A 23,342-nucleotide genomic window follows, 5' to 3' on the forward strand; every position below is an offset into this window, starting at 1 on the left:
CGCATGAACTACCAGCCCCATCTGCACGATATCTGCTTCATTCTTCACGATGTGCTCAAAGCCCCTGCACAGCTGCAGGCGCTTGAGCCCCATGCGGACTGCGATATCGAGCTGATGCGGCAGGTGCTGGACGAGGCGGGGAAATTCGTCACGCAAGAGGTCGCGCCGCTGCAAGGTGTCGGTGATGCCATCGGCTGCAAGTTTGTGGATGGCACAGTCATCGCACCGCCCGGGTTCAAGGACGCTTACCAGGCTTTCTGGCAAGCGGGTTGGCCCGCGCTGGCGTGCGCGCCCGAAGATGGCGGCCAGGGCCTGCCCGCCCTGCTCGAAGCCGTGCTCTATGAAATGCTCAGCGCCGCCAACCACGGCTGGACCATGGCGCCGGGCCTGCTGCATGGCGCCTACGAGTGCCTGAAGCACCACGGCAGCGACGACCTGAAGGCGCGTTACCTGACCAAAATCGCCACCGGCGAATGGCTGGCGACCATGTGCCTGACGGAACCCCACGCGGGCAGCGACCTCGGCCTGCTGCGCACCAAGGCCCTGCCGCAGCCCGATGGCAGTTTCCTGCTCAGTGGCACCAAAATCTTCATCTCCGGCGGTGAGCATGATCTGACCGACAACATCGTGCACCTGGTGCTGGCGCGCCTGCATGGACCTGGCATTGAAGCGCCACCCGGCCCGAAAGGCCTGTCGCTGTTCCTGGTGCCGAAGTTCATGCCCGATGGCACGCGCAGCCCGGTGCATTGCGAACGCATCGAGGAAAAGATGGGCTTGCACGGCAGCCCCACCTGCGTCATGCGCTTTGACGACGCAAAGGGCTGGATCGTCGGCGAGCCCGGCCGCGGCCTGAACGCCATGTTCGTGATGATGAACGCGGCACGGCTGCATGTGGCGCTGCAGGGCATCGGCCTGCTCGACGCCGCGTGGCAGAAGGCCGGCGCCTACGCCCGTGAGCGCCGCCAGATGCGCGTACCCGGGCGCGGCAATTCGGCGTTGAGCGTCGCCGGGCCGCCCCAAGGCGCTCAGGCCCCCTCGGGGGGCAGCGCAGCACGCGAAGCGGCAAGCGTGGGGGCGCCAATGACTGCTGATTTGATTGCCGGGCATCCCGCCATCCGCCGCATCCTGGACACCCAGCGCGCGTGGATCGACGGCGGCCGCGTGCTGGCCTACAAGACCGGCATCGAACTCGACATCGCCAGGCACCATCCCGATGCCGCGCGCCAGGGCAGTGCCCAGCGCTGGTGCAGCCTGGTCACGCCGGTGCTCAAAGCCGCACTCACCAGCCAGGCATTCCACGGCGCCAGCGAATGCCTGCAGGTATTCGGCGGCCATGGCTACGTGAAGGAATGGGGCATCGAGCAGATCGTGCGCGACTCGCGCGTGACCATGATCTACGAAGGCACGAACGAGGTCCAGGCCATTGACCTGCTGGTACGCAAAGTGTTGCCGGATGGCGGCGCGGCCCTGTCGGCGCTGCTACAGGAGCTGGGTGACGAACTGGATGCCGGTAACGCCGCGCACGCCGAGCTGTTGGGCCGCTTCGCTGGGCTGCGCCTGCTCGCTGCTGAACTGGCGCAGGCCGCTCCCGGCAGCCCCGAACTGCCCTACTGGGTTGCGGATGACTACCTGCGCGCGCTCACACTGGCACTGCTGGGCTGGGCCTGGGACCAGATCGAATCAACCGTGACGCCTCCGGCCTCCGGCGACGATGCCGGGCGCTGGACGGCGCCCGCAACTGCCCTGCGCCGCTGGGTGCTCCCGGAATTCGACATGCGCATGCGTATCATCAGGGACAGGCTGGACACCACGCAAATCTGAAACTGGACCGGCCGGAACCTTCTTCACCTTCAAGCTCATGCCCGAAAAATCTCCCGCCCCCGCCGTCGAAAAGGTCAAGACCACCTACCTGGAAGGCCTGATCGGTTACAACGCACGGCGCGCGGCGCTGGTCATCATCGACGCATTCCTGAAACAAATGGCCGTCTATGGGTTGCGACCCGTGGACTTTTCGGTCCTTTCCCTCATTCATCACAACCCCGGCATCACGTCACGCCAGCTTTGCGCGACGCTCAACATCCAGCCGCCCAATCTGGTGGGCATGATCAAGTCGCTGGAAAACCGCTCACTGCTGACCCGCCAGCCCCATCCCAATGACGGCCGGGCAGTGGGCCTGCACCTGACCGCCAGCGGACAGGCGCTGATGCATGACGCGGAACGCACGGCGCAGGCGCTGGAGTCCGACGCCGCCGCCCGCCTGACGGCGGCAGAGCGCAAAACCCTGCTCCGCCTGCTGCAGAAAATCTATCTGTGATGCCTGGAAGCCGGGCGCCTGGCATGCCGTGCCAGAAAACACAAACGCAAGCGCATTCGCCGCAACTTTTCAAGTCTTTTCGGCTGCAAGGCTAAACTGTACGGGCATAGGTAGCTATAAAACTAGTAGCAGCGCAGAAATTGCGTTATATTTGGCGCAAGCTTTTTGCTTGCCAGGCTGCCGCAGCCTGACCGTGACCCGATTGTGACCAGAGGAGATAACAATGAGCGCCAAAGAAAATGCAGCTGTCAGCCAGTTGCTTGAACTGCTGGAAGCACGCTATGCACTGCGCGTGTTGTGGGCCCTGAAAGACGGCCACCCCCAGACGTTCCGCCTTCTGCAAGACAGCATTGGCAGCATCACCCCCAACACCCTCAACACCCGGATCAAGGAATTGCGCGCCGCCGGCCTGCTCGGCCACGGCAGCGATGGCTACACGGTGACCACGCTGGGCGCCGACCTGCTCAAGCGCCTGAACGACCTGCAGGCGTTCGCCGGCAAGTGGGTCGTCAACCAGACCAAAGTCAGCATCGTCAAGAAAAAATAGCAGACCATAACAGCCCTTGCGCGCGGCGCGTCCAGGGCGGCTCCACGAGCCTTGACGAGGCAGGCCGTGCGCCTTCCCCTGTCTTGACCTCGTAATTCAGACCGCGGTTTCTCAGACAGCGGTTTCCAGCAGCTCGACCGGATTGCCAAATTTTTCAGCCGCCGCCCTGACGGCCGGGTCGCGCAGTCCACATAAAAAACCGCCGTCGATCAGCGGCTCGTCCCCCACTGTCACCGTGCTGTCCAGCGCGACCAGATCCATGTGAACGGGCGGCTCTTCCCACTGAGGCATGGTGCGCAATATGTAGTCGCTTGGGCGGGCCAGATCAATGCCAAAGTGAAGCGCTCCCGGCGCGTTGGAGCCGGCGGGGTAAATCGTGTGGCGCGGCGCCTTCGGATTGAAACCGCAACCCAGCTCGATCAACCGGCCGCCCACCAGCATTTCGCGCAGGATGCCGGCTTCGCGGCATTCGCCCGTGACTTCCACGATGGTGTCACTTTCAAACCGGCAGCCTATGCGTCCCTCGAACGGTTTTTCAAATCCAACCGCCCACTGGGGGTAAAACGTGCCCGACATTGCGACAGGCGCCTGTGCGTCGTTACGATGCGCCGTGCGGTCCCACAGGTTGGGGCCATGGGTGGGCAGGTAATGCACATAGCAACCCGGCTCGTCGGCAAACATTTTGCCGCGCCAGCGGTTGTGGGCGAGCAGCAACTCGCGCATCTCGGGCGTGTATTGAATGGAAAAATCGCTGCCCCGCACATCTGAAAACTTTACCGTGAAATCCTGGCCGGCCGGATAACGCCTGGCTGTGGCGCGAATGATTTCGCCGATCAACTCCGCCGGAAAACGCGCCTGCGGTGTATGCAGCAGATCGAGATCGCGGAAATACGTGATCTTGACCCAGCGCTGGCCCGCCGCGCGCCGGGCAATAAAAAACGGATCGAAAATCGAACAGAACCAGGTCGACACCACAAAGTCGGCCTCGGCCACCAGCACCTTGACCGACTCGGGCACCTCGGTCACCTGACTGGTGGTTTCCATGTACTGCCGTACCGTCGCGCCACGCGCGCGCGCCAGGCCCATGACAGCATCGGCCACCCGCGTGTCGAGCAGTGGGTCGGTCAGCAACAGCACTTTGTCGCCCTGCCTGAAGGCAAAGGTGCGTTGAAAATTCTCCAGCGCGGCAAAATAATTTTTTGTCTGCGTGATGACGGGATTCAGGGGCTGCGGCAATCCAGCCAACAGGTCGCCCGCAGCGCGGCCGGAAGATGCGATTTCGGAGTAGGCAGGTTTCATGGCAATCAGGTCTGAACGGAATACAGGGAATCAATCAAGGAATCAATCAATCAAGGAATAAAGGCTCAGTCAAGCGCAGCGCCCGAACGTCTGACGGCATCGCCCCAGAGCATCCGGCTGCTGGCCATGTGCCGGGCCAGCTCTTCGGGTGTGCCGGGCGCCACTTCGGCCCCGCGCGACTGCAGCTGGTTGCGCAGTTCAGGGTCGGCCAGCGCTTTATGAATAGCCAGATTCAGGCGATCAACCACAGGCCGCGGCGTACCGGCCGGTACAAAGATCGCGTCCCAGGCGCTGACGTCCAGGCCCGGGAGACCCGACTCGGCCAGGGTGGGTAGATCGGGCCAGCCGGCAACGCGCGTGCCAGTGGTCACGGCCAGGGGCTTGACGCGCCCGCTTTTGGCCTGTGGCGCCGCATTGGGCATCACCTCAATCATCAGGTCCACCTGTCCACCGATCAGGTCGGTCATGGCCTGCGCACCGCCGCGGTAGGGAATATGGACGACAGCCAGTCCCGCACGGGATTTGTAGATTTCACCCGCGAGGTGTGAGGTGGTGCCATTGCCCGCGGAACCAAACGTGTATTTTCCGGGGTGGGCTTTGAGCAGCCGGGTGAGTTCGGCCATCGAGTTGACCTGCAGCGTGGGCCTGACCACCACCATGGCGGCAATGCGCGTGAGCTGGCTCACCGGTTCAAAATCGCGCACCGGATCAAACCCTGGCGACTTGTAGATGGCATGGTTGATGGCATGCGTACCGTTGGTGCCATACAGCAGGGTATAGCCATCAGCAGGGGCTTTCGCGGCGGTGACGCTGCCTACATTACCGCCCGCACCCCCCAGGTTTTCCACCACGATGGGCTGGCCAAGTTCTTTGGCGGCGCGCAGCATGACCAGGCGCGCCAGCGTGTCGCCACCACCACCGGCAGGAAACGGAACAATCAGCCTGATGGGCTTGTTGGGATAAGCGGCGACCGGCTGGCCCTGCACGGCAGGCACGAGCGTGGCCAGCGCCACACCACAGACCCAGGCCAGGCGGGTGATGGATTGGGTGATGGATTTGATTGGGAGTTGCAGCTGCTTGAAGTGGGGCGGGGTCATGGCGTCTTCCGAAAGGACTGGTAATCACTGGGCTGGGCCCAGGTGGGCACAAACTATTCTTAGTTACCTTATATTTTTGCATGCAATATCTGTGTTTTTATCCGGTTAAACCCTTATTTTCCGATTTATTGCATGCAATAATGCCTTCTTTCTTTTTCTTATCGGTATGGCGACTTCCGACCCACACACCACACCACACCACACTTTATGAAGGCCCGCCGATGTCATCCCAGATCGACTACACCACCCGTGAACTGAGGCGAAAAATCCTCAGTGGCGAGGTAGCCCCCGGGAATCGCATGGTTGAGCTGGAGCTGTCGGCGCAACTGGCGGTGTCGCGCACCCCGATCCGCATCGCGCTCGGCGAACTGGAAAAGGAAGGCTTGCTCGAGCGCCTGCCCACCCGCGGCTTTCGGGTTCGCCAGTTCACGGTAGACGAAATCGCCAACGCCGTCGATGTGCGTGGCGTGCTCGAAGGAATGGCCGCCAGAACGGTGGCCGAGCGCGGCCTGAAGGCCAGCGTCCGTGACGAATTGCAGGCCTGCGTGGACGAAGGCCGGCTGCTGCTGCAACACGCCCAAGCCGCCGGCCATGTCATTGATGCGGCCCGCTGGGTGCCCATGAATGCGCGGTTTCACAATGCATTGGTACAGGCCGCCGGCAACAGCACCCTCACCTCTGCGCTGGCCCATGTGAGCAAGACACCCATGGCCGGCGCCGGCGCCCTGAGCCTCAACGGCATGCTGCCGCTGCTTGAATTCGGGTTCATCGCGCGGGCGCAAAGCGACCATGAAGACGTACTGGCTGCGCTGCTCGCGGGTGAAGGCGGACGTGCCGAAGCCCTGATGCGCGAGCATGCCCACCGCAGCCGCGACAACAAGCGCGAACTGATCATGCGAATGCAAAACCCTTCACCCGGCTGAGCCCTGTGGGCAGCGACCCATTTTTCAGGCGTGAAGGGGCTTTGTTCGCATGGCGCGCACACGTCCAAACCGGGCACAAACCGGAACTTTTCCGCTGCCGCCCGCCTGGCAATTACAATTCCCGGCAGCCCCGCTGAAGCAGCGGATCAAGGATGGGCCACCCGGAACGGGGCCGCGCCCGCCACATCGCCAAAATTTCGGCCCTAAAACCGAATCCCTTGTCTTGAAAAGGGCTTTGTAACCCCCAGCTAACCCGCTTGTTAGCTTAAACCTTGTCTTCGAGCATGTCTGAAAATACCCAACCCGAGCAAAATCAACCACTTACCGGAGCTCCGAGTCCCGAAGAGCTGGAAGCCGCCCAAGCCGCCAACGAGTTTGATGCACTGACCCAAGCCCAGGCTGAACTGGCCACCCTGCAGGCCAAAAACACCGACCTGGCCGACAGCTACCTGCGCGCCAAGGCCGAGACGGAAAATGCCCGCCGCCGCGCTGAAGACGAAATTGCCAAGGCGCGCAAATTCGCCCTCGAAAGCTTTGCGGAAAGCCTGCTTCCCGTCATCGACAGCCTGGAGGCCGGCCTGGCGCACAAGGACGCCACGCCCGAACAGATCCACGAGGGTGCAAACGCCACGCTCAAGCAGCTCAAAACCGCCCTCGAGCGCAACAAGGTCGTGGAAATCAACCCCACCAGCGGCAGCCGGTTCGACCCTCACCAGCACCAGGCGATCAGCATGGTGCCGGCCGAGCAGGAAGCCAACACCGTGGTCAGCGTGCTGCAAAAAGGCTACCTGATTTCGGACCGCGTGCTGCGACCCGCCCTGGTCACCGTAACCGCGCCGAAATAAACGCATAAATCAGGCTGAAGCACTTGAACTCGCACAAGTTATCCACAAGTCATCAACATAGTCGTTCACACGGCTGAGCCATCAGCCACACCACTATCCAATCGTCAACGAATCAAAAAAGCAGGAGTAAATCATGGGAAGAATCATCGGCATCGACCTGGGCACCACCAACAGCTGCGTGTCCATCATGGAAGGCAACACGCCCCGCGTGATTGAAAACTCGGAGGGCGCGCGCACGACCCCGTCCATCGTCGCCTACCAGGAAGATGGCGAGGTGCTGGTGGGTGCGTCGGCCAAGCGCCAGGCGGTCACCAATGCCAAGAACACCTTGTACGCGATCAAGCGCCTGATCGGCCGCAAGTTTACCGAGAAGGAAGTCCAGAAGGACATCAACCTCATGCCCTACAAGATCGCGGCTGCCGACAACGGCGATGCCTGGGTCGAAGTGCGCGGCAAGCAGATCTCGGCCCAGCAGGTCAGCGCCGACATTCTGCGCAAAATGAAAAAGACCGCCGAAGATTACCTCGGCGAGCCCGTCACCGAAGCCGTGATCACGGTGCCGGCCTATTTCAACGACGCGCAGCGCCAGGCCACCAAAGACGCCGGTCGCATTGCCGGCCTGGAAGTCAAGCGCATCATCAACGAGCCCACCGCTGCAGCCCTGGCCTTCGGACTGGACAAGCAGGAAAAGGGCGACCGCAAGATTGCCGTGTATGACCTGGGCGGCGGTACCTTCGACATCTCCATCATCGAAATTGCCGACGTTGACGGTGAAAAACAGTTTGAAGTGCTGTCCACCAATGGCGACACCTTCCTGGGCGGTGAAGACTTCGACCAGCGCATCATCGACCACATCATTGCCGAGTTCAAAAAAGAGCAAGGCGTGGACCTGAGCAAGGACGTGCTGGCCCTGCAGCGCCTGAAGGAGGCTGCCGAGAAAGCCAAAATCGAGCTGTCCAACAGCGCGCAGACCGACATCAACCTGCCCTACATCACCGCCGATGCCTCAGGCCCCAAACACCTGAACATCAAGCTGTCCCGCGCCAAGCTGGAAGCCCTGGTGGAAGAGCTGCTCGAGCGCACCCTTGCGCCCTGCCGTACCGCCATCAAGGATGCGGGCGTGTCGATTTCCGACATCCACGACGTGATTCTGGTCGGCGGCCAGACGCGAATGCCCAAGGTGCAGGAAATGGTCAAGGCGTTGTTTGGCAAGGAGCCGCGCAAGGACGTGAACCCCGACGAAGCCGTGGCCGTGGGTGCCGCGATTCAAGGCCAGGTGCTGTCGGGCGACCGCACCGACGTGTTGCTGCTCGACGTTACCCCGCTCTCCCTCGGTATCGAAACCATGGGCGGCGTGATGACCAAGATGATCAAGAAAAACACGACCATCCCGACGAAGTTTGCACAGACTTTCTCGACGGCTGAAGACAACCAGCCTGCCGTGACCATCAAGGTGTTCCAGGGCGAACGTGAAATCGCCTCGGGCAACAAGGCCTTGGGCGAATTCAACCTCGAAGGCATTCCGCCGGCAGCGCGCGGCACGCCGCAAATTGAAGTGTCCTTCGACATCGACGCCAACGGCATCCTGCACGTCGGCGCCAAGGACAAGGGCACCGGCAAGGAAAACAAGATCACCATCAAGGCCAACTCCGGTTTGTCTGAAGCCGAGATCCAGCAGATGGTGAAGGATGCCGAACTGAACGCCGAAGAAGACAAGAAAAAAGTCGAGTTCGTGCAGGCCAAGAACAACGCCGAAGCCATGGTGCACAGCGTGCGCAAATCGCTGGGCGAGTATGGCGACAAGCTGGAAGCCGGCGAGAAGGAAAAAATCGAGGCCGCCATCAAGGACATGGAAGAAGCACTCAAGGGCGACGACAAGGCCGCCATTGAAGCGAAGAACACGGCCCTGATGGAAGCCAGCCAGAAGCTGGGCGAAAAAATGTACGCCGACATGCAGTCATCCCAGGCAGCTGGCGCTGAGGCAGCGGCAGGCGGGGCAGGTGCCGAGCAGGCCCATGCCAAACCGGCCGACGACAACGTGGTGGACGCCGAAGTCAAGGAAGTCAAAAAGGGCTGAGAAGAAACAAGACCTGACGACAGGCGGCCCTGAATTGGCGCGATAACTGCATGCTGCAAGGCGGAAACCAGGAGCAATCCCGGATTTCCGCTTTTGCGTTTTCGGCCCATTCATGCAGCGTCAACCGATTCCGGCTTCTGTCTCGTTTGCCTCGTCCGCTGCGTTTGTGCACCGTTGTTTTGTGCCCTGTTGTTTTGTGCACTGTTGTGATTGACAGCCCAAGAACCCTGTTAACGAAGATTTCCTGACCCACCTGCCATGGCCAAAAAAGATTATTACGACACGCTGGGCGTCCCCAAGAACGCCAGTGACGACGACATCAAGAAAGCGTATCGCAAGCTCGCGATGAAGCACCATCCTGACCGCAACCAGGGTGACACCAAGATTTCCGAAGAAAAATTCAAGGAAGCCAAAGAGGCCTACGAGGTACTTTCCGACGAAAACAAACGCATGGCCTACGACCAGTACGGCCATGCGGGTGTGGACCCCAATATGCGGGGCGGCGGCCCTGGTGCTGAAGGTTTTGGTGGCTTTGCCGAGGCGTTCGGCGACATCTTCGGCGATGTGTTCGGTGGCCAGCGCGGCGGGCATCAACGCGGCGGCCGCCAGGTGTACCGTGGCGGCGACCTGAGCTACGCGATGGAAATCACACTGGAAGAAGCAGCGCATGGCAAGGAAGCCCAGATCCGCATTCCCAGCTGGGACGACTGCAACACCTGCCACGGTTCGGGCGCCAAGCCCGGCACCAAAGTGGTGACCTGCACGACCTGTCATGGCCATGGCGTGGTGCAGATGCGCCAGGGATTTTTCAGCGTGCAGCAGACCTGCCCGCAATGCAAGGGCACGGGTAAATTGATTCCCGAACCCTGCGTGGCCTGCCACGGCGTTGGCAAGACCAAGAACAACAAAACGCTGGAAGTCAAAATCCCGGCGGGCATCGATGACGGCATGCGCATCCGTTCCACCGGCAACGGCGAACCGGGCACCAATGGCGGCCCGCCCGGTGACCTGTATATTGAAATCCGGATCAAGAAGCACGAGATTTTTGAGCGCGACGGTGACGACCTGCACTGCGCGGTGCCGATCAGCTTCACCACCGCGGCATTGGGCGGAGAGATCGAAGTGCCCACATTGGCTGGCAAGGCCGCGATTGACATTCCGGAAGGCACCCAGGCCGCCAAGCAGTTCCGGCTGCGCGGCAAGGGCATCAAAGGGGTGCGCTCCAGCTATCCCGGGGACCTGTACTGCCACATCACGGTAGAGACGCCGGTGAAGCTCACAGAGCACCAGCGCAAGCTGCTGAAGGAACTCGACGAATCGCTGAAAAAAGGCGGCGCCAGGCATTCGCCCAGCGAAGAGGGCTGGGCCGACAAGCTGAAGAATTTCTTCAGCGCCTGATCCATCGCCCATCGCCGGCGCGACCCGGGCGTCGGCTGCAGCGCTGACTTCAGCCGCCCCCGCCCTACCCCATCCACATGCCGGACTTGTTCCGGCATTTTTCATGGGGTCTCCTGCGAATGCGTATCCGCGTATCTGCATGTGTATCTGCAACGCCTTGTGACTGTCACACCGCTGTCGTCATACCGCGCCTACGATCGCCTTTTTAACCAGGGAAGGACGTCATGGCGATATCGACCAAAATTCACACACGGCAATACATCGGCTGGCTCACACTGGCAGGCGCCAGCGTCATGCTGGGCGCCTGCAGCATGCCGGGCACACACCCCAGCGCCGGCCCGCCCACACTCGATGGCAGGGCGCCTCTGGTGATTGCCCACCGCGGCGCGTCGGGCTATGTACCGGAAGAAACGCTGGAAGCCTACGTGCGCGCCATTGAACTCGGCGCCGATGTGATCGAGATGGACCTGGTCTCGACCAAAGACGGCGTACTGATCACCCGCCATGACCCCAACCTGGCCATCAGCACCGACGTGGCCAAGCACCCCGAATTTGCCTCACGCAAAAAGACTATCCAGGTGGACGGCGAGACGCAGACCGGCTGGTTCAGCAACGACTTCACGCTGGCCGAAATCCGGACGCTGGGCGCCATCTCGACCGATGCCGAGCGCCCCCAGCAGTTCAACGGCCAGTACAAGGTGCCGACCTTCCAGGACGTGGTGGATCTGGCCAAAGCCCAATCCATCAAGACCGGCCGCACGATTGCGGTCTATCCGGAAACCAAAAATCCGACCTATTTCCGCGAACTGGGCCTGCCGCTGGAAGACAAGCTGATCGCCATCATCAACACCGCAGGCTGGAACAGCAAGACGGCCCCCATCTTCGTGCAGTCGTTTGAACCGGGCAGCCTGAAGTACATGAAGAGCAAGGGCCTGAACACGCGCCTGATCCAGCTCATCGACGGCGATGGCGTTGACATGAAGACCGGCACCGTCACCTTTGCCGTACCGAGCGACCGCCCTTATGACTGGACCAAGGCGGGCGACAAGCGCTTTTTTGACGCCATGGTCACGCCTGCGGGCCTGGCCGAGATCAAGACCTATGCCGACGGCATCGGCCCCTGGAAGCGTTTCATCATCGGCATCAAGGGCACGATGGGCGCGAACGGCAAGGCAATGGACATCAATGGCGACGGCAAGGTCAACGATGCCGATGCCAGCTCAACCCAGGCCACCAGCCTCATTGCAGACGCCCACAAGGCCGGCCTGTTTGTCCATCCCTTCACCTTCCGCAACGAGTCGCGCCGCCTGGCTGCCGACTACAAGGGTGATGGCGCCAACGAGTACCTGGCCTATTACCAGCTCGGCGTGGACGGCGTGTTCACCGACTTCACCGACACCGCCATCGCCGCGCGTACGCAATACCTGAAAGAAGCCGGCCGGTAAGAACCTGCTTACGATCTAAACGGGGCCGCGCAAGCACCTTCTCGGGATGGGATGCAAGGCGCGGTGCGCCGCCCATAGCTTGGGCTATGGGTAAGCGCCGCAACGCCGCAGACCGCCCGAGAAGGCGCTTGCCCTTCGGGTTGGGGTGACGCAAACGCGGTCGCGTTTGCATCCCCATGGGGGCAGCCGCACGACGCACAGCCGGCCGGCTGTGCGGTCGGGCGATTGAGCCACCCAGACCCTTGCATGGGCATTAGCCCCATGCGGCGGTCCCGGGCGGCCCACTCATCCCGATTGCATCCCAACGCGGCCTCGTTTAGATCGTAAACAGGTTCTCAGGCCCGCCCCGACCGGCAAGCCTTTTTGCTTGCCGGCCCTCTCATCGATGGCCGCCTGCGCTCCCTTTCCGGGAGCCAGGCGGCATTTCTTTTTTGAGGGCCGGCGCCGCCCCGGGTTTTCTCAAAATGAAACACCTTTCAGGCCCCGGGCCGGGGGACTGGCTTATAGTGCCTTACGCACTGCAACGCCCCTCCGCCCACCCCCAACGCAAGCCCCATCACCATGAAAACCAAAGCCGCCGTTGCCTGGAAATCAGGCCAGCCCCTCACCATTGAAACCGTCGACCTCCAAGGCCCGAAGTTCGGCGAGGTGCTGGTCGAGATCAAGGCCACCGGCATTTGCCACACCGATTACTACACGCTGTCGGGTGCCGACCCGGAGGGCATCTTCCCGGCCATCCTGGGCCACGAAGGCGCGGGCATCGTGGTGGATGTCGGCCCGGGCGTGACCACGCTCAAGAAGGGCGACCACGTCATTCCGCTGTACACGCCGGAATGCCGCCAGTGCAAGTTCTGCCTCTCGCGCAAAACCAATCTGTGCCAGCTGATCCGCGGCACCCAGGGCAAGGGCCTGATGCCCGACGCCACCAGCCGCTTCAGCCTGGACGGCCAGCCCATCTTCCACTACATGGGTACTTCCACCTTCAGCAACTACACCGTCGCCCCCGAGATCTCGCTGGCCAAAATCCGCGAGGATGCACCGTTTGACAAGGTCTGCTACATCGGCTGCGGCGTGACCACCGGCATAGGCGCGGTGATCTTCACGGCCAAGGTGGAAGCCGGCGCCAACGTGGTGGTGTTCGGCCTAGGCGGCATCGGCCTGAATGTGATCCAGGGCGCGAAGATGGTGGGCGCCGACAAGATCATTGGTGTGGACCTGAACCCGGCGCGGGAAGCCATGGCCCGCAAGTTCGGCATGACCCACTTCCTGAACCCGAAAGACCATGAAAATATTGTCGATGCCATCGTGCAACTGACCGACGGCGGTGCCGACTACAGCTTTGAATGCATTGGCAACACGAAAGTCATGCGGCAGGCGCTGGAGTGCACCCACAAGGGCTGGGGCCGCAGCATCATCATCGGCGTGGCCGAGGCCGGTGCGGAAATCAGCACGCGCCCCTTCCAGCTGGTCACCGGCCGCAAGTGGGAGGGCTCGGCCTTCGGCGGCGCGCGTGGCCGCACCGACGTGCCGAAGATCGTCGACTGGTACATGGAGGGCAAGATCAACATCGACGACCTGATCACCCACACCATGCCGCTGGAAGACATCAACAAGGGTTTCGACCTGATGAAGCGCGGCGAGTCGATCCGGGGAGTGGTGCTCTATGAATGAAAACGCTCTGGGCAGCCTGCGCCGCGTGCAGGCCGGCGTACTCAATGTCGCCTTCCATGAAAGCGGGCCGTCCGACGGGCCACCGGTGCTGCTGCTGCACGGCTTTCCCTACGACGTGCAGTCCTACGTCGAGGTGGCGCCGCAGCTCGCGGCCGAGGGCTGCCGCGTCGTCGTGCCCTACCTGCGCGGCTTCGGCCCGACCCAGTTCGCCGATGCAAACACGCCGCGCTCGGGCGAGCAGGCCGCGATCGGTGCYGACGTGCGGGACTTGCTCGATGCGCTGGTCATCCCGCGCGCGGTGCTCGCAGGCTACGACTGAGGCGGAACCGCAGCTTGCGTGGCCGCGGCACTGTGGCCCGAGCGCTGCGCCGGCCTGATCTCGGTCAACAGCTACAAGATCCAGAACATCGCCGCTGCGAAACAGCCCATTGCGCCGGAAAACGAGGCGCGGTACTGGTACCAGTACTACTTCCATGCCGAACGCGGCCGCGCCGGGCTGGCGCAGAACCGGCGCGCGCTGTGCAAGCTGCTGTGGCGCATGTGGTCGCCGATCTGGCCCTTCGACGACGCGACCTACGAGCGCAGCGCAGCCGCCTTCGACAACCCCGATTTCGTCGACATCGTGATCCACTCCTACCGCCATCGCCATGGGCTGGTGGCCGGCGATCCGGCGTACGCGGCTTTGCAAGCCCGCCTCGCTGAGCTGCCGGACATCAGCGTGCCGAGCATCACCTTCGACGGCACCGATGACGGCGTGATGCCGGTCGGCGGCACCGCCGACCTCGGCCACCATTTCATCGGCCGGCACGAGCATCGCGTCGCGCAGGGCGCCGGCCACAACCTGCCGCAGGAAAAACCGCAGGCCTTTGTCGATGCCGTGCGCGACCTCGTGCATGGCAACATCGGCCAATGACCGACAGCCTGAAGACCCTCTCCGAACACCGCTGCTTCGGCGGCACGCAAAGCTTTTACGAGCGCGCCTCGCGCGAGATCGGCCTGCCGATGCGCTTCTCGGTGTTCCTGCCGCGCGAGGCGCAACAGGGCCCGGTGCCGGCCCTGATATACCTCGCGGGCCTGACCTGCAACGAGGAGACCTTCATGGTCAAGGCCGGCGCGCAGCGCATGGCGGCCGAGCTGGGCCTGGCGTTGATCGCGCCCGACACCAGCCCGCGCGGCGCCAACGTACCGGGCGAAACTGCTAATTGGGACCTGGGTGTCGGGGCCGGCTTTTACCTGGATGCCACGCAGGCGCCGTGGGCCACCCATTACCGCATGGAGAGCTATCTCACGGCAGAATTGCTGCCGCTGCTGACCAGCGCCCTGCCGCTGGACGCGGACCGCATCGGTATCTTCGGCCATTCCATGGGCGGCCACGGCGCCCTGACGCTGGCACTCAGGCACCGCGATCTTTTCAGGTCGGTGTCGGCTTTCGCCCCCATCTGCGCTCCCAGCCAGTGCCCGTGGGGACGCAAGGCCTTCACGGCTTACCTCGGTGCCGATGAGTCCGGCTGGGCCCGGCACGATGCGACGGCGCTCATGGGCAGCCTGCGTACCGCCCCTACCGCCCCTTACCCCGGCGGCATCCTGATTGACCAGGGCCTGGCCGACAAATTCCTGGCCGAGCAGTTGCACCCGCAGCTGTTTGAAGCCGCCTGTACATCTGCGGGACAGCCGCTGACCCTGCGCCGGCACCCGGGCTACGACCACGGTTATTACTTCATTGCCTCCTTCATGGCCGACCACCTGAAACACCATGCCGGCCAGCTACTGCCTTGACCCTGACCGGCCCCAAGCATTTCTTGGGTACTTTCCAGGCACCTTCCGGGCATCTTCGGCTCCTTCCGACGTCTCTGAGCCTCTCTTAAGCGTCTCTTAAGTCGCCCAAAATACACTGCGGCGCTATGCCGCTGCTCTCCCTCCCCTCGGGCTCTGCGTCTGCGTTCAGTCCGGTGTCCAGGTCAATGCCTGCAAACGCCGCCCCCTCGCGCGCGGGTATCCGGCCGCTGTGGATGGTCATCCTGTCCAGCCTCTGGATCGCCACCGTTTGCAACATCGCACTGTGGCGTGAGCTCGCGCGCTTGCCCGACCTGAGCAGGGGCGAGGTTCTCACCATCAGCCTGGCGCTGGCGCTGGTGATCGCGCTGTCGACAGCCGCATTGCTCAGCCTGCTGGCCTGGCGCTGGACCCTGAAGCCGGCCATCACGCTCTTTCTGGTGTCTGCCGCCCTGGGCGCCTACTTCATGCTGGCCTATGGCGTGGTCATCGACAAGACCATGATGGTCAACCTGCTGCAAACCGATGTGCGCGAAACACGCGACCTGCTGAACTGGCACCTGCCGGCGACTGTGCTGGCACTGGCGGGTTTGCCCGGCTATTTCCTGTGGCGGCAAAAAATCCGGACGCAAAGCCCCGCGCGTCAGCTGCTGTCCAACGCCATGACCCTGGTCACCGCATGCGCCGTGCTGGTGCTCGTTGTGATGCTCTTCTTCCAGAGCATCGCTTCGGTCATGCGCAACTACACGCATGTGCGCTACCTGATCAATCCACTCAATTCCTTTTACGCACTGGGAAGGGTTGCAGCCCAGCCCTTCCAGCGCAATGAATCCATCGTCTTGCCCCTGGGCGAGGACGCAAGGCTCGCTGCCAGCGACACGGCCACCACCAAACCGCCGCTGTTGCTGCTGGTGCTGGGTGAAACCGCACGCAGCGGCAATTTCGCGATCAATGGCTATCGGCGCGCCACCACACCGGAGCTGGCCCGGGAAAACATTGCCAGCCAGCGCAACGCCTGGTCCTGCGGCACCAGCACAGCGGCTTCGGTGCCCTGCATGTTTTCCAACTTCGGGCGCGAAGCTTACGACTCACGGCCGGCCAATTACGAAGGCCTGCTCGACGTCCTGCAGCATGCCGGCTTGGCCGTGCTCTGGATTGACAACCAGTCGGGCTGCAAGGGGGTATGCGACAGGGTCGCCAGCGTGGACACCGCCAACCTGAAAGTGCCCAGCCTGTGCGACGGCGGGGAATGCTTTGATGAGGTGATGCTGCAAAACATTGATGAACGCATCGCTACCCTGCCCGCAGAACGCAGGGCCAGGGGTGTGGTTGTGGTGATGCACCAGATCGGCGGCCACGGCCCGGCTTACTACCAGCGTTCACCACCGGCCTTCAAAAAATTCTTGCCCGAATGCATTAACAACGCCCTGCAAAGCTGCGGACGCGATGAACTGATGAATGCCTATGACAACAGCGTTGTCTACGCCGACCATCTGCTTGGGTCCGCCATTCGGTGGCTCAAAACGCAGGAGGCGCACAACTCGCCCGCCATGCTGTATGTGGCCGACCACGGCGAGTCCCTGGGCGAAAACAACCTCTACCTGCACGGCATGCCCTACGGGATGGCGCCCGACGTGCAAAAGCGCGTGCCCTGGATCACCTGGCTGTCACCGGAATTCGAACAGCGCAGCAGTATCACCACAGCCTGCCTCAAGCAGCAGCTCGATGCGCCGGTGAGCCATGACAATTACTTTCACTCGGTGCTGGGCCTGATGAAGGTGCAGACCAGCGTCTACCAGCCCGCGCTCGATATCTATGCCGGCTGCGCCAACCGTGGTCCCGGCAGTGTGCACGCGCAGACGTTGCGCACTAACTCGTCCTGATTCGTCCTGACGAATCATCCTGGCGCGGCATAGGGTTTTTAGGCCAGCAGCAGCCGCTTGTTGCGCATTTATTTAATATTCATTTTCATCTCAACTAAAAATACATTATTCAAATGAAGAATATGAATATCCGCAAAGCGCTCGCCTCCACACTTCTTGTCACCTTGGCCCTGGGCGCCAGCATTGCCAGCGCCGCCGATTTGCTGGACACCGTGAAGCAGCGCGGCACGCTGAAAGTGGCGCTGGAAGGCACTTACCCGCCTTTCAACTACAAGGAAAACGACAAGCTCGCCGGTTTTGAAGTGGAGCTTGCCAATGCGCTGGCGCAAAAGCTCGGCGTCAAAGCCGAATTCACCACCAGCGAGTGGAGCGCCATCCTCGCAGGCTTGCAGGCCGGCAAATACGATGTGGTCATCAACCAGGTCGGGATCACCGACAAGCGCAAGGAAACCTTTGATTTCTCCGAGCCCTACACCATTTCCAGCCCGCAGCTGATCATCCGCAAGGACGAAAAGCGCGTCTTCAAGACGCTGGCTGACCTCAAGGGCAAAAAGCTCGGCTTGGGCCAGGGCACCAACTTTGCCGACATGGCCAAGAAGGTTGGCGACATCGACATCAAAACCTATCCCGGCGCGCAGGAATACCTGCAGGACCTGGCCTTGGGCCGCATCGACGCGGCGCTGAACGACAGCCTGCTGATTCCCTATATCGTCAAGCAGACCAAGCTGCCCCTCAAGCCCGGTGCGCCCGTGGGCGAGCTGGAGAAATCTGGCATTCCTTTCGTCAAGAACAACCCCAAGTTCAAGACCGCCATCGACAAGGCGCTGGCTGATCTGCAGGCAGACGGCAGCTTCGCCAAAATTTCGAACAAATGGTTTGACCGTGACGTGAGCAAACCACCCGTGGCCAAGTAAGCCCCTGCAAGATCCCATCAGAACCCAGTAACATTCATTCAGCGTGCGCTCCGAGCGCACCCAATGTCTGAAGCACCCCGGCATGATGCCGGGGTTTTTATTTGCGGAGACTGCCATGGACTTGACTGCTGTGACCCAGCTGCTGGGGGACGCTTTACCACTGATGCTCAAGGGCGCGGCATGGACGCTGCTGCTGGCCGTGGCGTCGGTTTTTTTTGGTGCCGTCATCGGCACCTTTGTGGCCATCACACGGCTGGCGAAGATGCCCGGCCTGGCGCAGTTTGCCGCGCTGTATGTCAGCTGCATGCGCGGCACGCCGCTGCTGGTGCAGCTGTTTGTGATTTACTTCGGCCTGCCCAGCATTGGTATCCAGTTCGACCCGATCACGGCGGGCATCCTGGGGTTGAGCCTCAACGTCGGCGCTTACCTGTCGGAAACGATTCGTGGGGCGATCAATGGTGTGGAGCACGGGCAGTGGAATGCCGCCCGCAGCCTGGGCCTCACACAGGCGCAAACGCTGCGCTACGTCATCGGCCCGCAAGCCCTGCGGCTGGCCGTTCCCAGCCTGTCCAACAGCCTGATCAGCCTGATCAAGGACACCTCGCTGGTCTCGGTGATTGCCGTGGGCGAACTGATGCTGGCCACCAAGGAAGTCATTGCCACCACCTTCCAGCCCTTCCCGCTGTACCTGGCGGCGGCTGCGATTTACTGGGCCATGAGCGCATCGTTTGAAACGCTGCAGAAAAAGCTGGAAGTGCGGCTGAACCGCAGCTACCTGCGCTAGCGTGGCGCCGGGGTGCCGGGCGGATCGGCATCAGCAGCCGGCCCGGCCTGAATCCATACCTCGGTGCCGGGCTCCACGAGGTCGAACAGTTCCATGATGTCCGCGTTTCTCATGCGCACGCAACCGTGAGACAAGGGCTCGCCCATGGGCAGGCCGTCCGGGCATCCGTGGATGTAGATGTACCGGCGCATGGTGTCGACCGCGCCAAAGCGGTTCTTGCCCGGCTCGCGGCCGCAGAGCCAGAGAATGCGGGTCAGGATCCAGTCCCTGTCCGGATTCGCCTCGGCCAGCCCTGCTGAAAACATCTCCCCCGTGGGTCTGCGTGCGACAAAAACTGTCCCTGCCTCGCAGCCCGCGCCTATCTTTGCCCGAATGACGTGAGCGCCCCGCGGCGTGCAGGCGCTGCCTTCCAGTTCGCCGGGGCCGTTCCTGGCGGTCGATACCGGATACGCGCGCACAAGCACACCGCCACAGTAGAGGCGCAGCGCCTGGTCGTGAAGGCTGACAAGGATTCGAAGGCTTTCCACGTGTCGTGTCACATCACAACCTGCGCAAGCTTGTCGGGGTGCTGCCCGGCAATGCGCTTTCAGGTTTCATTGAGCAAACCGTCCTTGAGCGCCTGTTCCTGGTTCGCAAAAATGGCCATGGCCGTCGCCATGCGCTTGAACCCGAGCTTGCGGTAAAACGGCTCCTTGCCGGGCACCGCGTACAGGATGACCTTCTTGTGGCCTTTGGAAAGCCGCACCAGCGCCGCAACCATCTCTTTGCCCAAGCCGGAACCCTGCCGCTCCGGCGCTACCGCGATGTCGCAGATGTAAGAGCAGTCCTTGCCGTCCGCCACGGCGCGGCCGGCGGCAATCAGCGTGCCGGCGTCATACACAAAGCACTTGAACATGCTGTTGGAAAACACGACCTGAAGGTCGGCCGGTTTCTTCTCGCCCAGAGGCGCCACCCGGTAAAGGTTGGAGAGCGCTTCCCAGTCCTCCCCATGCATGCCTTCCGATGAATACTTCCACTCGAGCGCCAAGGTGAACTCCTTTTACTTTCAAACGGTGGCGTGCCCTGCAGGCCAGGTCGGCCAAACGCACGCTGCTTTTTCAGACACTTTTTGGACTATAGCCCGCGCACCGAATTGCCGGCGCGCCGCCTCAAAACAGGCTGCCCTGCCCCGCCGCCCCCGGCGGCCTGAACTGGCTCAAATCCAGTTCAATGCGCTGGCGGTTAAAGCCCAGCCGGCTGCAGGTTTTCTCAAAACGCTGGCGTATCAGGTCGGCCCACAGGCCCGCACCCTTCATGCGCGAAGCGAAATCGCTGTCATAGTCCTTGCCGCCGCGCATCTCGTGAATGCGCGCCATGATGCGTGAGGCACGCTGTGGGTAGTGCAGCTCCAGCCACTCCTTGAAGATAGGCGCGACCTCCCATGGGAGGCGAATGACGGTGTAGAACGCGGTGCGCGCGCCCGCTTGCCAGGCGGCCGTGAGCACCTGCTCCATGTCGTCATTGACAAAGGGAATCTGCGGCGCCACGCTCACGCCCACCGGCACGCCTTCGGCGGCGAGCCTCTCGATGGTGCGCAGCCGGCGGTGTGGCGCTGCGGCGCGCGGCTCCAGCTTGCGTGCCAGTTCGCCGTCCAGCGTGGTGATGGTCACATAGACGGCAGCCAGCCGATCGGCCGCCATGGGCACGATCAAATCGAGGTCTCGTTCGACACCGCTGGATTTGGTGACCAGTGAAAACGGATGGCGCGCCTCCTGCAGGACTTCGATCACGCCTCGTGTGAGCCGCAGTTCGCGCTCCACGGGCTGGTAGCAGTCTGTCGCCGAACCGATGTTGAGCAGTTTGGGCACGTAGCTGCGTTTGCCGAGGTCGGCTCGCAGCACCGCGGCAATGTTGCGCTTGGCGATGATCTTCGTCTCAAAGTCCAGGCCGGGCGAAAGGTTGAGGTAGCTGTGCGTGGGCCGCGCATAGCAATAGACGCAGCCATGCTCGCAGCCCCGGTAGGGGTTCAGGCCGTAGTCGAAGAAGATGTCGGGAGAATCGTTGTGCGAAATGGCGCTGCGGGCGTCTTCCATCATCACTTCCGTCTCAATACGCGGAACCTCGCCGATCACATCGCCGGTTGCATCGCCTGTTGCATCTTGCAAGGTGCCCCAGCCATCGTCGTAGGCATCGCGCGCATTTTTCTCGAACCGGTGTGCAATGCGCGTGGCGCTGCCCCGGCCCTTGATGGCATGGAGGGGGATTTTGACCTCGGTCATGGGACTCAAACGGCCTGGCTGGCCGTGTTTTTGGCGTCAATAAACAAGCACTTGGGCAGCTGGATAAATACTGTATTTATGTACAGTATATTGAATTCTCTGCCAGCCGGCAAGCGGCCTGCAGCCCGCCTGGAGCGGTTTCATAATGCTGATTTGTACCGGAGGTTCACATGGCTCATGTACTGGCAAAACTGCGCGGCGCCCGGCTGGCGGATGTGAAGGCGCAGCTCGACAAGGATGCAGCCAGCCATGCCGAGCAGGGCATGTACCTGGAGCACCTGTGGCAAAACGCCGAAGATCCCGCCGAGGTTTTGTTTCTTTTTCAGGTGACGGACCTCGACCACTGCCGGCAACTCGTGAAAACAACCCACGCGCAGGCCCGGCAGCAAGATCCGGCTGCGCACCTGCCCGAGATGACCTTTCTGGCGGGCCTGTAAACCCCGCGGTCGCGGCGGGGAAAGCGGATGACAGGACAATTGCCCATGCATTCACTTTTTGGCCACCAACCATGACCAAGCGCCCCGAAAACGTCCACGACCGCTACCACGCCCATGTTTATTTTGGCCCCGCCACCGTGGCGCAGGCCCGAGCGCTGTGCGAGCAGGCAGGTGAGCTGTTCGGGGTGGCCGTCGGCCGTGTGCATGAACGTGAGATTGGACCGCACCCGCACTGGAGCTGCCAGCTGGCATTTGACCGTGTCCAGTTTGAGCGCCTGATCCCGTGGCTGGAGCAACACCGCAACGGGCTTGATGTGTTCGTGCATGGCGTCACGGGCGATAACCTGGCCGATCACACGACCCATGCCTCATGGCTGGGCGAGCCCTCTGAATTGAAGCTGGACATGTTCAGGCGTTGAGCGGAGAGCCGGAAATGCAATTGCTATTGATTTGACAGCGCTGCGGCCGATGCGAAAGACTGCGGTTTTTTATACGCTGCTGGCCCTCACCCCAACCCTCTCCCAAAGGGCGAGGGAGCGAGAAAAAGCCTCAGATGCGGGAGTTATGGTGAAAGGGGTCGCGCCTTGACCGCGCCGCGTGCAGGTAGCTGGCGGGATTCAACGCTTCTGTACAGCACCGCGCCCGCCAGCAGAGACAGCAGGAAAGCGATAAACAAGCCCAGCGTGTTGGCGATCAACTGGGTCGGCCAGAAATAATTCACCACGGCATTGACCAGCAGGCACACCGGGAAGTGAATCAGAAACACCGAGTACGAGATCTGGCCAAGCTGCAACAGCCAGCGGGGCTCCCGCCATTGCCGGGAAACAGCGCTTGTTTGCAGCCACACCAGGCCCAGCGCCACCACCAGCGCCAGGGCAATACGGCCCCTGAAATCAAGCAGCAAAGCCGCCACGCCGAGCAGGACAATGGCCAACAGCCACTGCGCCTGTTGGGCCTTGCCTGCCACCCGCGACGCCCAGAAAGCCAGCATGCCCAGGGCGTAAGAGCCGAGAAAATACAGCGCTGTGACGTCCAGCCCGGCGTGGCGGTTGAAGAAGAACAGCGACGCCGCTCCCAGCAACAGCATCAGGCCCACGCCGAGGTGCGCAGGCGTCTGCGACCAGCGCTGCTGCAGCCTGCGTGCAAAAGCGAACACCAGCACGCTGCTGACGAACAGCTGAAAATCGATCGCCACGTACCAGACACCCGCCGACAGGGCCTCCTGGCCCAGCACATCCTGCAGCAGCAGCACGTGGGCGACCACCTGCAGCAAACTCGGCGCAGCAGGCACAGACGGGTGCGCAAACCACGGCCGCACCAACGCGGCCACCAGCACGCACACAGCCAGCGCCACCAGATAGGGCGGCACCAGCCGGCGGTATCGGCGAAGCATCAGCCGGCCCGGTTGCGAGAAAACCGCGCTGCCCTCGGGTGCCAGCGAACTGGCAGCCAGAAAGCCGCCCACCACCAGGAACACCTGCACCGCCATGCGGCCATAGTCGTAAAGCCAGCCTATCAGGCCCGGCACCGCCGTGTGAACCACGTCCGACATCGGCCCATAAAAAGCCAGGTGGTGCCAGACGATCAGTGCGCAGGCAATGCCCTTGAGGGTATCAATACCGTGCAGACGCTGGTCGGTTGAACGCATGAAGGCCGGGATGAACGCCAGCGAGCGTG

The 23,342-nt window shown here is 62.2% G+C and carries 23 protein-coding genes; 17 read left to right on the forward strand and 6 right to left on the reverse strand.

Annotation, left to right across the window (positions count from 1 at the left end):
• The first annotated feature begins 3 nt into the window (after positions 1 to 3).
• From AC1DUR_RS12120 to AC1DUR_RS12130, 3 genes are all read left to right on the forward strand, one after another.
• Complete coding sequence (locus tag AC1DUR_RS12120) at positions 4 to 1,821, forward strand: acyl-CoA dehydrogenase family protein (RefSeq protein ID WP_477717489.1); 1,818 nt, start codon at positions 4 to 6, stop codon at positions 1,819 to 1,821.
• A 37-nt stretch (positions 1,822 to 1,858) separates the two neighbouring features.
• The gene (locus AC1DUR_RS12125; RefSeq protein ID WP_477717490.1) at positions 1,859 to 2,314 is read left to right on the forward strand and encodes a MarR family winged helix-turn-helix transcriptional regulator; all 456 of its coding nucleotides are present in this window, start codon (positions 1,859 to 1,861) and stop codon (positions 2,312 to 2,314) included.
• A gap of 223 nt (positions 2,315 to 2,537) precedes the next feature.
• Complete coding sequence (locus AC1DUR_RS12130; RefSeq protein WP_477717491.1) at positions 2,538 to 2,861, forward strand: winged helix-turn-helix transcriptional regulator; 324 nt, start codon at positions 2,538 to 2,540, stop codon at positions 2,859 to 2,861.
• A 111-nt stretch (positions 2,862 to 2,972) separates the two neighbouring features.
• Here the strand turns inward: AC1DUR_RS12130 and AC1DUR_RS12135 are convergent, their stop codons facing one another.
• The gene (locus AC1DUR_RS12135) at positions 2,973 to 4,160 is read right to left on the reverse strand and encodes a hypothetical protein (RefSeq protein ID WP_477717492.1); all 1,188 of its coding nucleotides are present in this window, start codon (positions 4,158 to 4,160) and stop codon (positions 2,973 to 2,975) included.
• A 65-nt stretch (positions 4,161 to 4,225) separates the two neighbouring features.
• Positions 4,226 to 5,257, reverse strand: a complete 1,032-nt coding sequence (locus AC1DUR_RS12140) for a Bug family tripartite tricarboxylate transporter substrate binding protein (protein ID WP_477717493.1) — start codon at positions 5,255 to 5,257, stop codon at positions 4,226 to 4,228.
• A gap of 221 nt (positions 5,258 to 5,478) precedes the next feature.
• Here AC1DUR_RS12140 and AC1DUR_RS12145 point away from each other — a divergent pair, with 221 nt between their 5' ends.
• The 12 genes from AC1DUR_RS12145 (at position 5,479) to AC1DUR_RS12200 (ending at position 18,970) form a co-directional block, all read left to right on the forward strand.
• Positions 5,479 to 6,180 (forward strand): GntR family transcriptional regulator, encoded by a 702-nt coding sequence (locus tag AC1DUR_RS12145; RefSeq protein WP_477717494.1) that lies wholly within the window; start codon positions 5,479 to 5,481, stop codon positions 6,178 to 6,180.
• A 284-nt stretch (positions 6,181 to 6,464) separates the two neighbouring features.
• The gene (gene grpE / locus AC1DUR_RS12150; RefSeq protein ID WP_477717495.1) at positions 6,465 to 7,025 is read left to right on the forward strand and encodes a nucleotide exchange factor GrpE; all 561 of its coding nucleotides are present in this window, start codon (positions 6,465 to 6,467) and stop codon (positions 7,023 to 7,025) included.
• 133 nt (positions 7,026 to 7,158) lie between these two features.
• Positions 7,159 to 9,102 (forward strand): molecular chaperone DnaK, encoded by a 1,944-nt coding sequence (gene dnaK, locus AC1DUR_RS12155; protein ID WP_477717496.1) that lies wholly within the window; start codon positions 7,159 to 7,161, stop codon positions 9,100 to 9,102.
• A gap of 258 nt (positions 9,103 to 9,360) precedes the next feature.
• On the forward strand, positions 9,361 to 10,500 hold the full coding sequence (gene dnaJ, locus AC1DUR_RS12160) for a molecular chaperone DnaJ (protein ID WP_477717497.1): 1,140 nt from the start codon (positions 9,361 to 9,363) through the stop codon (positions 10,498 to 10,500).
• Between the two features lie 224 nt (positions 10,501 to 10,724).
• On the forward strand, positions 10,725 to 11,945 hold the full coding sequence (locus AC1DUR_RS12165; RefSeq protein WP_477717498.1) for a glycerophosphodiester phosphodiesterase: 1,221 nt from the start codon (positions 10,725 to 10,727) through the stop codon (positions 11,943 to 11,945).
• Between the two features lie 561 nt (positions 11,946 to 12,506).
• Entirely contained in the window at positions 12,507 to 13,616 is a 1,110-nt protein-coding gene (locus AC1DUR_RS12170) for an S-(hydroxymethyl)glutathione dehydrogenase/class III alcohol dehydrogenase (RefSeq protein ID WP_477717499.1), read from the forward strand.
• Positions 13,609 to 13,935 carry an alpha/beta fold hydrolase gene (locus tag AC1DUR_RS12175; RefSeq protein ID WP_477717500.1) on the forward strand — a complete coding sequence of 109 codons (327 nt, stop codon included), beginning with the start codon at positions 13,609 to 13,611 and terminating at the stop codon, positions 13,933 to 13,935. The genes AC1DUR_RS12170 and AC1DUR_RS12175 overlap by 8 nt, the downstream gene beginning before the upstream one ends.
• Positions 13,936 to 13,953: 18 nt before the next feature.
• The gene (locus AC1DUR_RS12180) at positions 13,954 to 14,529 is read left to right on the forward strand and encodes an alpha/beta hydrolase (protein ID WP_477717501.1); all 576 of its coding nucleotides are present in this window, start codon (positions 13,954 to 13,956) and stop codon (positions 14,527 to 14,529) included.
• Positions 14,526 to 15,392 (forward strand): S-formylglutathione hydrolase, encoded by an 867-nt coding sequence (gene fghA / locus AC1DUR_RS12185; protein ID WP_477717502.1) that lies wholly within the window; start codon positions 14,526 to 14,528, stop codon positions 15,390 to 15,392. Before AC1DUR_RS12180 ends, fghA begins: the two co-directional genes overlap by 4 nt.
• 185 nt (positions 15,393 to 15,577) lie before the next feature.
• On the forward strand, positions 15,578 to 17,272 hold the full coding sequence (locus AC1DUR_RS12190) for a phosphoethanolamine transferase (protein WP_477717503.1): 1,695 nt from the start codon (positions 15,578 to 15,580) through the stop codon (positions 17,270 to 17,272).
• Between the two features lie 113 nt (positions 17,273 to 17,385).
• Positions 17,386 to 18,186 carry a transporter substrate-binding domain-containing protein gene (locus AC1DUR_RS12195; RefSeq protein WP_477717504.1) on the forward strand — a complete coding sequence of 267 codons (801 nt, stop codon included), beginning with the start codon at positions 17,386 to 17,388 and terminating at the stop codon, positions 18,184 to 18,186.
• Positions 18,187 to 18,301: 115 nt separating this feature from the next.
• Positions 18,302 to 18,970 carry an amino acid ABC transporter permease gene (locus tag AC1DUR_RS12200; protein WP_477717505.1) on the forward strand — a complete coding sequence of 223 codons (669 nt, stop codon included), beginning with the start codon at positions 18,302 to 18,304 and terminating at the stop codon, positions 18,968 to 18,970.
• Here the strand turns inward: AC1DUR_RS12200 and AC1DUR_RS12205 are convergent.
• The 3 genes from AC1DUR_RS12205 to AC1DUR_RS12215 all read right to left on the reverse strand — a co-directional run bounded on the left by AC1DUR_RS12205 (position 18,967) and on the right by AC1DUR_RS12215 (position 21,228).
• Positions 18,967 to 19,497 carry a L,D-transpeptidase family protein gene (locus tag AC1DUR_RS12205; protein ID WP_477717506.1) on the reverse strand — a complete coding sequence of 177 codons (531 nt, stop codon included), beginning with the start codon at positions 19,495 to 19,497 and terminating at the stop codon, positions 18,967 to 18,969. The two genes, AC1DUR_RS12200 and AC1DUR_RS12205, sit on opposite strands and share 4 nt — an antisense overlap.
• A 59-nt stretch (positions 19,498 to 19,556) precedes the next feature.
• Positions 19,557 to 19,997, reverse strand: coding sequence for a GNAT family N-acetyltransferase (locus AC1DUR_RS12210; RefSeq protein ID WP_477717507.1), 441 nt, complete (start codon positions 19,995 to 19,997; stop codon positions 19,557 to 19,559).
• 121 nt (positions 19,998 to 20,118) lie between these two features.
• Positions 20,119 to 21,228 carry a PA0069 family radical SAM protein gene (locus tag AC1DUR_RS12215; protein ID WP_477717508.1) on the reverse strand — a complete coding sequence of 370 codons (1,110 nt, stop codon included), beginning with the start codon at positions 21,226 to 21,228 and terminating at the stop codon, positions 20,119 to 20,121.
• Between the two features lie 170 nt (positions 21,229 to 21,398).
• Here AC1DUR_RS12215 and AC1DUR_RS12220 point away from each other — a divergent pair, with 170 nt between their 5' ends.
• Both AC1DUR_RS12220 and AC1DUR_RS12225 read left to right on the forward strand, forming a co-directional pair.
• Positions 21,399 to 21,665, forward strand: a complete 267-nt coding sequence (locus AC1DUR_RS12220) for a hypothetical protein (protein ID WP_477717509.1) — start codon at positions 21,399 to 21,401, stop codon at positions 21,663 to 21,665.
• 71 nt (positions 21,666 to 21,736) lie between these two features.
• Complete coding sequence (locus tag AC1DUR_RS12225) at positions 21,737 to 22,084, forward strand: DOPA 4,5-dioxygenase family protein (RefSeq protein WP_477717510.1); 348 nt, start codon at positions 21,737 to 21,739, stop codon at positions 22,082 to 22,084.
• A gap of 143 nt (positions 22,085 to 22,227) precedes the next feature.
• On the opposite strand, the gene AC1DUR_RS12230 is transcribed toward AC1DUR_RS12225, so the two are convergent.
• Positions 22,228 to 23,313: an acyltransferase family protein gene (locus AC1DUR_RS12230; RefSeq protein WP_477717511.1), complete on the reverse strand. Its 1,086-nt coding sequence runs from the start codon at positions 23,311 to 23,313 to the stop codon at positions 22,228 to 22,230.
• Positions 23,314 to 23,342 lie beyond the last annotated feature (29 nt).

This window comes from Polaromonas sp. P4_F4 (assembly GCF_056401355.1).